The sequence below is a fragment of the Arenibacter nanhaiticus genome (assembly GCF_900141935.1).
Lineage (GTDB): Bacteria > Bacteroidota > Bacteroidia > Flavobacteriales > Flavobacteriaceae > Arenibacter > Arenibacter nanhaiticus.
In genome coordinates, this window is the sequence record NZ_FQYX01000004.1 from 200,368 (window position 1) to 212,749 (window position 12,382).

A 12,382-nucleotide genomic window follows, 5' to 3' on the forward strand; every position below is an offset into this window, starting at 1 on the left:
GTAACGAATTGTTGTGAAAATAACAGCATTTTTGCTGCCTAATAAAACACTAAATAACTCAATAAAATGAAAAAAATCTATTTCTTTCTTACAGTTTTTCTGTGTACGTTATCAGCGTTTTCACAGGTAACCATTACTGGTAAAGTATTGGATGGTAGTTTGGGTGGTCCTCTGCCGGGGGCCAACATTCTAATTTCGGGAACTACCATAGGGGTCGCGGCCGACTTTGATGGAAACTTCTCCATTGAAGCCCCAAGCACAAGCGGGACGCTAGTAGTTTCTTATATTGGGTTTATCTCCAAAAGAGTAAAATTTTCCAAGGCTGGGAATATTGGTACCATTAGCCTTATGGAAGACGCTTCACAATTAGAAGGTGTTGTCGTTGTTGGATCGGGAATTATTGATTTGGCAGAGGATAGACAAACACCGATTGCCGTTTCTACTATAAAAGCAAACGAAATTAGGGAGAAAACAGGAAACTGGGACCTGCCCGAAGTTTTAAAATCTACTCCCTCTGTTCAAAATATAAAAGGTGGTGGTTTTGGAGATGGTCAAATGTTCCTAAGAGGATTCGACCAGACCAATACCGCTTTCTTATTAAACGGACAGCCAATCAATGGGATGGAAGATGGAAAAATGTACTGGTCTAACTGGTCTGGAGTATTGGATATAGCCAATGCCGTGCAGGTACAAAGAGGATTGGGATCGTCCAAATTGGCCATTTCTTCTGTGGGGGGAACCGTAAACATTGTAACTAAAACAGTAGACAAGAGAGAAGGTGGCTTTTTTCAAACTATGGTTGGTAACGATAATTATGTAAAAACTACTGGCTATTATTCTACTGGCTTAATGGATAATGGATTGGCCGTTTCTGCCATGTTGGGACATTGGCAAGGAGATGGTTATGTAGATAATACTGGTGGACAGGGACAAACGTATTTCTTGTCTTTTGGGTATGTACCAAACGAAAACAATATTTTCAACTTTATTTTAACCGGAGCGCCACAATGGCATGCCGCTGCAGGATCGGATAATTTAAGGACTTTCTTGGATAACGGAAGAAAATACAACTCTTGGAACTTTCAAGGCGTCGATAGTCCCAATACTTTAAATGGAGGTGCTTATCCCGGCGGTAGAAATATTTATCACAAACCAGTGGCTAACCTAAGCTGGGATTTAAAGTTCAATGAAACGGCATCGTTGTCAACGGTATTATACGGTTCTTTGGGTAGAGGTAGCTTTGCCTCTGTATCTACAGACCGTGGAACAGGTGAACCACTATACGCAAGAGGGTCTAACAATAACCACAATTGGTACGGTTTAGTATCTAACTTCAATAAGCAGTTAAGCGAAAACCTGAATTTTAATTTTGGGGCCGATGTTCGTTTGTACAAAGGAATACACTTTAGGGATGTAAGGGAGTTTTTAGGCGCTAGTGCTGTATCGGCTTCCAGCAATTACAACGGAGGAGCCTACGAGCTGACCAAAACTTATGGCGGTATCAATCCATGGAATGTTACTTTCAATCCAAATACAGATCATGCACAACGTTTTGGATATGATTATGAAGAAGCCATTAATTACGGCGGTGTTTTTGGACAATTGGAATATTCTAATAATAGTTTCTCGGCATTTTTCCAGGGATCTGCTTCAACACAATCGCACGTAAGAACAGAATATTTAAATGCTGCTAACCAAGGACAATCGGAAGAATCCGATAAGGTGAACAACCCAGGGTTTAACGTAAAAGGTGGTGCTGCCTATAACCTATCAGATCAAAATATAGTATTCGTGAATGCCGGGTACTATTCGCGACAGCCATATCACAGTGATTTGTATATAGACGATAGAAATTCGAACCAATTGAATCCTTTGGCCAAAGAAAATCAAAAAATCACCGGCCTCGAAGGTGGTTATAAGTTTTTGGGTGATGTAATTTCTGCTAACCTGAACGTATATTATACCATCTGGGATAATAGAATAGTATACAGCTCTGACGATACGAATGATGATAATATTGTCGATGAGTTTACACAGACCAGCCCATTAAAGCAAGTGCATTCTGGAGTTGAATTGGAAGTATTTGCCCGACCTGCTGACGGATTGAATTTTCAAGGATTTGTATCCGTTGGTAATTGGGAGTACGATGGAAACGTAACGACCACTACTTCGGATGAAAATGGAAATATCCTATCAACCGGTGATGCAAGTTATATTGACGGTGTGAAAATTGGTCAAGCCGCACAGTTGACTGCTGGGATCAGTGGAGATTACGAAATCTTCCCTAGGTTTAAAGTAGATGCTAACTGGAACTTATACGATAACCTATATGGTACTACTAATTTTGGGGATTCAGAATTTTCTACCGCCAACAATAGGGGCGCTATTAAATTACCATCTTACAATACAGTAGATTCTGGGGTGTCGTATAGAATGATAGTAGGGAAGAACGAAGATAAATCAATTCAGTTCCGCGTTAATGTCAATAACCTTTTTGATGAAACATACCTAGAAAGCTCTAGGGATAACAAACATGTAAATCCAGGAGATGACGTTTGGAACGGTGTAAATACCGACAACCGAGTTCGCTTTGGTTACGGAAGAACATGGAATGTAAGTTTGCGATATAACTTCTAAAAACATCCTTGTGTTATTTTAGAACCCTGCCCTATGGCAGGGTTTTTTTATACTTAAAAAGTCAGTACATTTATAGCTAAAATTTTATAACCATGTACGAAACATTATTAAACACACATTCTTATTTGGCCTACATTGTATTGGCCCTTCTTTTTTTAGCTGTTGCCAATGCCATCCTTGGTTTGGTAGGGAAAAAGGACTTTACATTGGAAAAAGATTTGCGAATTAGTCTTTTTGCGCTGATTTTGTCACACATTCAATTGTTAGTAGGTTTAATATTGTATTTTGTTTCCGCAAATGGACTAAATGCCATCCAAGAATTGGGTATGGGCGGTATGAATGCAGCTGCTCGGTTATTGGCAGTAGAACATCCATTTATTAATATTATTGCCTTGGTTTTAATTACTATTGGTTGGTCTAAACACAAAAAGGTACTGGAAGCCTCTAAGAAATTTAAACTGATCACTATTTTTTACGGGTTGGGATTGGTATTGATCCTAAGTAGGGTTCCATGGGGCCAATGGCTTAACTAATATTCCTTTCGGTAGGGCCTTAGGTATATAAATCTATTTTAAACCAACTATAAACTCTAAATTAAAGACATGAAAAAAATTACGTTATTAGTAATGGCGTTGTTGGCCATGCCAATTTTTGCACAGGAAGAATCGCTTTTCAACGGGAAAAACTTAGATGGCTGGAAAGCTTACGGTACCGAAAAATGGTATGTGGAGGACGGTCTTCTAATTTCTGAGAGTGGCCCGGACAAACAATATGGTTACCTGGCAACAGAAAAGGAATACAACGATTTTGAGGTTACCTTGGAGTTTAAGCAGGAAGCCAATGGTAATAGCGGAGTATTTATCCGCTCTACCATAGATGGCACAAAAGTTAGCGGTTGGCAAGTAGAAGTGGCGCCTAAAGGCCTGCACACTGGTGGGGTCTACGAATCCTATGGAAGAGGTTGGTTAATTAAACCGGCGGCCGAAAAGGAAAAGGTCCTTAAAGAAGGTGCCTGGAACAAGATGAAAATTCGTGTAGTTGGCGGTACTTTGACCTCTTGGTTAAACGGCACCGAAATGATTACGATTACCGATGATAAAATTGCGCAAGGGAGAGGTTCAATTGCCCTTCAAATACACGATGGTGGCGGAATTAAGGTTAAATGGAGAAATATACAGATACGAGAAATAGTGTACTAAATCTATAAGGATGGAATTCCCTATTTCCATATCCTTTTAAAACCGTGCTCTTATGATAACGTCTTGTGCGATGTTTTAAGAACACGGTTTTTTTATTGCCCTTGTAGGGACGGCTGCACATGGCGTTCCTCTTTAATAAGGTATAAGTATACTGGAAAATGATCGCTATAGCCCCCTACATAACTCCCGCCGGCATAGGTGCGCAACGGATAGCCTTTGTATCTGCCATGCTGGTCTACCAAATAGGAAGGGTTGTAAACCCCCGCCTTCCAATATGTATAGCTTCCCTCTGTGTTTTGCAGCATGTTTGCAGTGAAAAATAACTGATCGAATAAATTCCATCGATCCCTATAAGCCAAGGTCCCTACTCCCTTTTTAAACAAACGTTCCATCGGATTGAATAGTTCATGTGCGGCCAGGTCCTTGGGTTTTCCCTTCGTCCTCAAAATTTTCTTTAAGCTGTCGTCTATCGGATCGTCATTTAAATCGCCCATACTCATGATCTTTGCATCTGGATGATATCTTATAATAGAATCGATAATACGCTTGTTAAGGGCAGCTGCAGCGATCCTGTTGGGCCTGCTTCTGGCTTCTCCTCCGCTTCTAGAAGGCCAATGGTTTACTATAAAATGTATTTTCTCCCCATCTAAGAGACCAGAGACCACCAATTGATCGCGGGTATAGTCTCGTTCCCCATTATCTTTTTTTAACAGTAGCCTATGGCTGCTAAAAGCAACGGGGATAAAGGCCGATTTCTTAAATAATAACCCAACGTCTATGCCACGTTCGTCCGGGGAATCGAAATGTATGATGCCATAGCCTTTGTCCATTAAATAGGGATGCTGGATAAGGTCTTCGAGCACCTGTTGGTTTTCTACCTCGCAAAGGCCTATGATATCGGGAGAACTATTGGTTTCCTGTGCCCCAATCTCCGCGAGTACCTTGGCGATATTACCTAGTTTTTTCCGATACCGTTCTATGGTCCATTGATCCTTGCCAAGTGGAGTTCGGTCATCGTCAAAAGTTAAGGAGTCATTCAAAGTGTCAAATAAGTTCTCCACATTATAAAAGGCAATTGTCCTAATTCTATAGGTATTCGCCATCTGCCCTTGTAGGTAAATAGAATTAATAAATAAGATGATACATATAATAATTGTTTTCATTTCTTAAGGTAATTACTTGTTAAATTAACTATTAAATGGCATAGTTCATAGATTATTTAGAGAATAAATGTCTAAAAACGAATATCTTATAGAAGAATGTAGAAGCTACCAATAATTAATTAAATGAAAAAAAGATACCTCATATTTTGTTTTATAGTTGGAAACTTCGTTGTCTCGGCCCAGGAAAGGTATAAGGTTATTGGAGTGGTTAAAGACCAAATAAGCAAGGAAAATATTCTACATGCCCAAATTAAGATCGAAGGTGTTTCTGCTTATAGTTTCAAAACCTTGGATGAGAAATTTGAACTTACTATTAAAAGGCCTGGGAATTATATTCTATCTATAATGGCCCCAGAATATGTGGGAAAAAGAATTCCTATTTTAATTGAAACAACAGGTTTAGACTTGGGAACCCTTTATATGGAAAGGGATATAACCTTTGAAAAGGGCGATAATGTAATTATGCTTACGGAGGCCGATATAGAAGACGAAAGGACAGCCTCCTTTCCTTCGGGAATGCTTCAAGCTACCAAGGATGTATTCCTAAACCGTGCGGCCTTCGATTTTGGACAGGCATTTTTTAGGGTAAGGGGCTATGGTTCGGAAAACGGGATGGTACTGCTTAACGGAATGCCCATGAATAAGATATTTAATGGTAGACCGCAGTGGAACAATTGGGGCGGACTCAATGACGTTACCAGAAACCAAGAGTTTACCCACGGACTAGTGGCCTCTGACTACTCTTTTGGCAGAATTTTGGGGACTACAAATATAGATACCAGGGCCTCTGGTTTTCGGAAAGGGCTTCGGGTATCTACTTCGGCCTCCAATAGAACTTATGCTGGGCGCCTTATGGCTACCTATTCTTCGGGATGGCAGAGAAACGGATTTGCTTATAGTATATCGGCTTCTAGACGATGGGCCAAAGAAGGCTATATGGACGGTACCTTATATGATGCCTATTCCTTTTTTGCGGCGATGGAGTACAGAGTAAACGAAAAAAACAGCTTCAATGCAACCGCGGTGCTAGCAGCAAACCGCAGAGGCAAATCTTCGGCAATTACAGAAGAAGTTTTTGGAATAGTAGGACGGCATTATAATCCATATTGGGGGTATCAAAATGGGGAAATAAGAAATTCTAGAGAACGAAAAATTTTGGAACCTATCGGGATGCTCAATCATTTCTATAGGTCGGAACGTTTAAGTGTAAACACCGGAGTTTCCTATCAATTTGGTACCCTTGAGCAAAGTAGGTTGGGGTATTTTAATGCGCCTAATCCAGACCCTACCTATTACAGGTATTTGCCGAGTTATTATATCAACAGTCCTATTGGCGCCAATTTTATCAGTGCCAATATGGCTAGGGAAGGCTTAATTCAAAACCCTCAGTTAAGTTGGTCCAAGGTATATGGGGCAAACGCAATTTTGGCCTTAAACGGCAAGGCAGCCTACCTGTTTTACAAGGATGTTACGGACGAAAAGCAGTTTCAGTTTAATAGTATTGCGAACTACCGAATAAACGATCGTTTGAAAGTATCTTTTGGCGGTAACTATAGGAATATCGAGTCCGATAATTATGCAGGGATAAACGATTTGCTTGGGGCACAATTTCACGAGGATAAAGATCCGTTCTCCGAAACCAATAATGATATGGAGGGGGAATTGAACAAGGTCTCTGGAGACAAGTTCAATTATTTTTATAAGCTTAATTCGAGTGTTATGGAGGGGTTTTTACAAGCCGAACTGCGCAGTTTAAAATGGGAGGGATTTGTTGCAGCGAATCTTTCTGTGACCGATTATCAAAGAGACGGGAAATTTAAGAACCAGCGGTATTTAGAGAATTCTTTAGGAAAAAGCGATGCCCTTAATTTTTCTAATTTTGGCGGTAAGGCTGGGGTAACCTATAAATTAAATGGCCGCCATTGGATGGTTTTACATGGCGCCTATATGACCAAAGCACCCCTTCTTCAGAATGTTTTTATTAACCCAAGGGAAAACAATCAGACGGTGGACAATCTTCAAAATGAACACATAGCGACCACCGATTTTAACTACTATATGCGCCTGCCCAATGTAACGGCTAGGCTAAGCGGATTTTATACCCGATTTCAAAACACGACCGATATTAATTTCTTCTTTGTAGATGCAGGGGTGGGGAGCGATTTTGTCCAGGAAGTAATCACCGATTTGGACAAGTTACATATGGGCACAGAACTGGGGTTGGAATATCAGGTATCGGCGGCGGTTAAATTAACGATGGTAAGCGCAATAGGTAAATATTTATATGCAAGCGATCCTTTGGTGAGTATAAATTTTGATACCGCTGGGACCCAGGAAGATATTATCAATCCGCTTGGGAGCGTCGATTTGGGAAATGCTAAAATAAAGGATTACAAGCTTGGACAAGGGCCTCAGAAAGCCATGGCTTTTGGAGTCGAATATCGAGATCCTAAATATTGGTGGGTAGCCGCAACGACCAATTACCTGACAAATAATTATGCCGGAATATCGACCATAACCAGAACAAAAAGTTTTTATCTAGATCCGGAAACGGGAAGGCCGTTCCCCGAAGCTACGGAGGAAAATGTACAAAAATTATTGGCGCAACAAAAACTGGACGATATCTATCTGTTGAATGTCATAGGGGGAAAATCATGGCTGAGAAAAGGAACCTATATCAGTGTATTTGCCAGTGTTTCCAATGTTTTCGATGCTGTGTTTAGAACTGGCGGCTATGAGCAGAGTAGAAATGGAAACTTTGGACAATGGCAACAGGACAATTTAAGCGGTAGTCCTTCTTTTGCTCCTAAATATTGGTATGGCTATGGGCGTTCCTATTTTTTAAATTTTGCCATAAGCTTTTAAGTCCATTCTAGGGTAAGGTGTAAAAAGATTTATAATTAAAACTAATAATACTAGTCATGAAAAGGAGAAATATAATACCATTCCGGATGTTACTGTTCCTTTTTGGATTGTGTGTTTTGTGGGCTTGTGTGAAGGACTCTAATTTTAAAACTCCTCAAAAGGCCTGTGAAGCAGTACTGCAGGCCAATACCTCTTTCGATGAACTAAAAGCCATGTATACCGATGGCGTGATTCAGATTCAAGACGATTTGGTGATTGAAGGGTTCGTGAATTCTTCCGATTTGGCATCCAATTTTTTTGGAACGCTTCATTTTCAAGATACAGCCGAGGATCCTAGCTCAGGCATGCAAATAGAAATAGACCTAAGGGATTCGCATTTGTTTTATGCGGAGGGCGGCAAGATACTTATTCGCTTAAAAGGACTTTATTTGGGAAGTAGCAAGGGCGTTTTAAAACTTGGAGGTGTATTCTCTTCTTTTGGAAATTTATCGGTAGGCCGATTACCAGCGGCTATAGTAGCCCAGCATGTCCTTACATCTTGTGATGAATCGGGAGGCATTGTCCCAAAGGAGGTAACCATGGGCCAATTGTCGGATACACACGTAAATACCTTGGTTACAATTAAGGATGTACAGATAATATCAGAAGAATTGGGGCTTACTTTTGCTGATAAGGAAGAGGAGACCCTTAGGACCTTAACCCATTGCGATGGCGATAAATTATCGCTTAAAAACAGTGGGTATGCCAACTTTCAGGCAAATTTATTGCCCGAAGGCAGAGGCTCAATAGTGGGGGTTTTACTAAAAGAACACAAAGAATTCCTTTTGGTGATACGCAATGCTGATGACATTGATTTTATTGAAAAAAGATGCGAAAAAATACCGGATGAATTTACCTCTAATCTTGTTTTTATTTCCGAATTGGCAGATCCCAATAATAATACGGAAGCGAGGTTTGTGGAGTTGTATAATGCTGGGTCCGAGCCTTTGAGTTTAAAAGGTTGGAAATTGCTTCGCTATACGAATGCCAATTCCGAAATTAGTGCTACCATAAATTTAACGGACTATAGCATAGGGGCAAAAAGTACCTTTCTGATTTCGCCCAATGCGGCCGAATTTTTAACGGTTTATGGTTTTAGTCCAGATTTTTCGGGAGCTGCCAATGGTCCCGCAGATTCTAATGGGGACGATAATTTAGAATTGGTAGATCCGTTTGGTACCGTCATAGATCGTTTTGGGGTGGTAGGGGAAGATGGCTCTGGTACCAACCATGAGTTTGAAGATGGCCGAGCACTGCGCAATGAGAATATTAATTCGGGGAATACCCTTTTTACATTTTCGGAATGGACCATATATAACGATACCGGGGCCGCGGGGACCATTAATTTACCGCAAAATGCGCCGGCCGATTTTAGTCCAGGAATCCGCTAATTATTGCGCTTTAATTTCAGATAAAACTTTTAGCAAATCCTTCGGTTGTATTGGTTTTAATATATAGTTGTTTACAATGCTATATTCCTTGGCACGAATAATATCACGGGGGTTCACCGATGAACTTACGATGAAAATGGTAACATAATCAGTATTGGTATTAGGGATTTTAGTAAAATTCTCCAAAAACTCCCAACCATCCATAATGGGCATGTTTAAATCCAAAAAAATTACGGAAGGAATTTTTTGTCCTGCTGCAACCATAGCTGTAATCCCGTCGATAGCTTCTTGGCCGTTGTGATAAACTTCTATGGTTTTCGAAAAGTTCACCTTTTTCATGGATCTTTTCATTCCGAATACAGAAATGGGGTCATCGTCTATGATACAGCTATGGTTAAATGTCATCATGATATCATTTTTTTTATTTTATTTAATGGTGGTATTGGCCGATAAAAATGAAATTATAAAGGTAGTACCTTCATTAACCTTGCTTCTTACCTGTATTTTTCCGTTCATAGCCTCTATTTGATTTTTAGTTATGAACAAGCCTATTCCTTTAGCGTCCTTGTGTTTATGGAAGGTTTTATACATTCCAAAAATCTTGTCTCCGTGTCTGTCCAAATCTATCCCCAAGCCGTTGTCCGTAAATTCTAGGGTAACCATATCGCCGGTTTTTTTTGCCGTGATATTAATAATGGGAGGTTTATCTGGACTGCAATATTTAATACTATTGGTAAAGAGGTTCAGCAATATGCTGTCTAAATAGGCTGGAACTGCCTTAATTTTTTCGTCTTCATTGATATCAATTTTACATTGAACCTTCCTATCTTTTAACAAGCCACTGATATTTTTCACTACGCTGCGAATGCCTTCCAATAAATTTAAATCCTGTAATTGGTCTTGTATATCGGTTTTTATTGAAACAACTTCATTTAAATGCTGAACAGTTTCATTTAAACTTTCGCTAGCATCCAATATCATGCTTTCCAGTTCTTTCCGTTCTTCCTCGTCCTCTTCTTCCATTAAATAGTTGATCAGCATAGACAGGTTAGACGAGTGTGATCTTAAATTATGGGAAACGATATGGGCAAAGTTAGTCAGGCTCTCGTTTTGACTTTTACTGACTTTTAATAATTCATTTGATTTTTTTGTAGCTTCTATTCTAGATGTGATATCCAAGATTTGGGAAATAAAATGAGAAACATTGCCTGAAATATCTTTTACGGCAGTTACCGTCAATATTATATAGACGATATGTCCTTTTTTATGAAAATATCGTTTTTCCAACTGGTAGCTATCACTTTTTCCGTCTAACAGTGCCTGTAAATATTCTAAATCCTCATCTAAATCATCGGGATGGGTAATATCCTGAAAAGTTAGTTGCATCATTTCTTCTCGGGTATAGCCTAAACTTTTGCAAAGGCTCTCGTTAACGTCTAACCAAGAACCATCAACACCTACCAATGACATCCCTACGGCAGAAGACTCAAAACTGCCTTTTAGAGATTCTTGACTTTTATCGAGTTTTAATTGGGTATTTATTAATTCTGTGATATCCCAATTGGTCCCTATCATTTTAATTCTGTTACCAGCCTTATCTTCTTGCAGGGTCGCAATAGCCTTTATATGACGTATATCGCCTGAAGGGAGGACCACTCTAAACTTGGTTTTAAATTCTTTTTCCCCCCTAAGGGCCATATCTATTTCTAAAAGGACCTTCTCTTTGTCGTCCGGATGTATACAAGAAAGCCAAGCTTCGAAGCTTTTGGTAAAACTTTCTTTTTTTACACCGTATAAGGCGTACATTCGATCGTCCCATGATTGGGTATTGTCCCATAAATGATACTCCCAAATACCTACATTGGCCGCTGCAGTCGCTATTTTTAAACGTTCTACAATGATTTCGTTTTCTAGCTCTGCTCTCTTTATAGTGTCTATATCTTGAAAAACACCAAAAAGCCGTACAATTTTACCGTTGATGAGTTCCGGTACACCTTTCGCTCTTACCCACAGGTCTTTTCCGCTAGCCGTAACAATCTGTAATTCGGTATCCCAGGATTCCCCCTTTTCAATGGCATTTTCTATTAATTTGCGAATCTTTTCCCTATGCTCTCCTTCTTTGTAAAACTGCATGGCAGTATCTATGGAGGGCACATAGGATAAGGGTACTTCATGAATTTCCTTGGTAATATCGGACCATTGAATTTTGTTGGTAAGGAGGTCTAATTCCCATCCACCAATTCGCGCCACATTTTCCGTGGTTTCCAAAAGTTCTTTGGTTCGTTTAAGCCTGGTGATATTTTCACTGCTGATAATAAGTCCAGCAACATTGCCCTCCCTATCTTTGCATGGTTTTACCCGCCATTTATACCATTGGCTACTTCCGTTGGGCAGGGTGTGCTGTTGTTCTATTTTGGTGACATCAGTCTGCTTCAAGCAGTTCTTTAGGATATTTTTAAAAATTCTAGGGGTGTTCGGTACTACCTCAAAAAATGATTTGCCCCGAATATCCCCTTTTTGGATGCCTAACTCTTCGAACCAAATACTGGAATAGTTAATAAAATTCAACTCCTTATCAACCATAGCCATGGCAACAGGGGCGTCTTTAAGGGTTAATATAGAAGCAAGAGTATCCAATAGGGAAACGTTAAAAGAGTTAGTTGTGTTTACAATGTAGCCAAGGTACCATTATATCGGGTTTTATACAAATAGGTTTTTTTTAAACAAATGGATTTTGGGTGAGCGTTTAAACCGTTGAAATAAAGTAAATTAGCGTAATTTTAAGCTGAAACCGGAGTTTTGTTTCGTAATTTTAGGAAAAGCATGATGAATGCCATTGCCTTTGGCTTTAGGAGAAATTGCCTGAAAATATAAAAAATGGAAAAAAAATTACGACTACTGCAGGTGTTTCAGTTTCTAATAATCAAGCTCTGCAAACCTTTGTCTAACAGGGGGCTGTATTGGTGCAGGTTAATAAATTGTTCGAAAAATTGGTTCATGAGAATAGCGGAGGAACGCTATAATGGGTGGTACACGCCAATGGTTGTGGTGCCAAGGGGTCCTTTGCCGTAACCAATGATATTACGAC

8 protein-coding genes are annotated in these 12,382 nt (G+C 39.7%); 5 read left to right on the forward strand and 3 right to left on the reverse strand.

All coding sequences use genetic code 11. From position 1 onward, the window contains the following. Nucleotides 1-66 precede the first annotated feature (66 nt). The 3 genes from BUA16_RS04235 (at nt 67) to BUA16_RS04245 (ending at nt 3,836) form a co-directional block, all read left to right on the forward strand. Nucleotides 67-2,637, forward strand: coding sequence for a TonB-dependent receptor (locus tag BUA16_RS04235; protein WP_072763392.1), 2,571 nt, complete (start codon nt 67-69; stop codon nt 2,635-2,637). Nucleotides 2,638-2,729: 92 nt separating this feature from the next. Next, entirely contained in the window at nt 2,730-3,170 is a 441-nt protein-coding gene (locus BUA16_RS04240) for a hypothetical protein (RefSeq protein ID WP_072763393.1), read from the forward strand. A 69-nt stretch (nt 3,171-3,239) separates the two neighbouring features. After that, nucleotides 3,240-3,836 (forward strand): 3-keto-disaccharide hydrolase, encoded by a 597-nt coding sequence (locus BUA16_RS04245; protein ID WP_072763394.1) that lies wholly within the window; start codon nt 3,240-3,242, stop codon nt 3,834-3,836. 92 nt (nt 3,837-3,928) lie between these two features. On the opposite strand, the gene BUA16_RS04250 is transcribed toward BUA16_RS04245, so the two are convergent. After that, nucleotides 3,929-4,999: an endonuclease/exonuclease/phosphatase family protein gene (locus BUA16_RS04250; RefSeq protein ID WP_072763395.1), complete on the reverse strand. Its 1,071-nt coding sequence runs from the start codon at nt 4,997-4,999 to the stop codon at nt 3,929-3,931. A gap of 123 nt (nt 5,000-5,122) precedes the next feature. Here BUA16_RS04250 and BUA16_RS04255 point away from each other — a divergent pair, with 123 nt between their 5' ends. Both BUA16_RS04255 and BUA16_RS04260 read left to right on the forward strand, forming a co-directional pair. Beyond that, nucleotides 5,123-7,864 (forward strand): TonB-dependent receptor, encoded by a 2,742-nt coding sequence (locus tag BUA16_RS04255; RefSeq protein ID WP_072763396.1) that lies wholly within the window; start codon nt 5,123-5,125, stop codon nt 7,862-7,864. A gap of 56 nt (nt 7,865-7,920) precedes the next feature. Next, nucleotides 7,921-9,294 (forward strand): DUF5689 domain-containing protein, encoded by a 1,374-nt coding sequence (locus BUA16_RS04260; RefSeq protein ID WP_084668432.1) that lies wholly within the window; start codon nt 7,921-7,923, stop codon nt 9,292-9,294. Here BUA16_RS04260 and BUA16_RS04265 read toward each other — a convergent pair whose 3' ends face one another. Both BUA16_RS04265 and BUA16_RS18205 read right to left on the reverse strand, forming a co-directional pair. Further along, nucleotides 9,295-9,702 (reverse strand): response regulator, encoded by a 408-nt coding sequence (locus BUA16_RS04265; protein WP_072763397.1) that lies wholly within the window; start codon nt 9,700-9,702, stop codon nt 9,295-9,297. A gap of 18 nt (nt 9,703-9,720) precedes the next feature. Beyond that, complete coding sequence (locus BUA16_RS18205; protein ID WP_084668433.1) at nt 9,721-11,931, reverse strand: PAS domain-containing sensor histidine kinase; 2,211 nt, start codon at nt 11,929-11,931, stop codon at nt 9,721-9,723. Nucleotides 11,932-12,382: the final 451 nt, after the last annotated feature.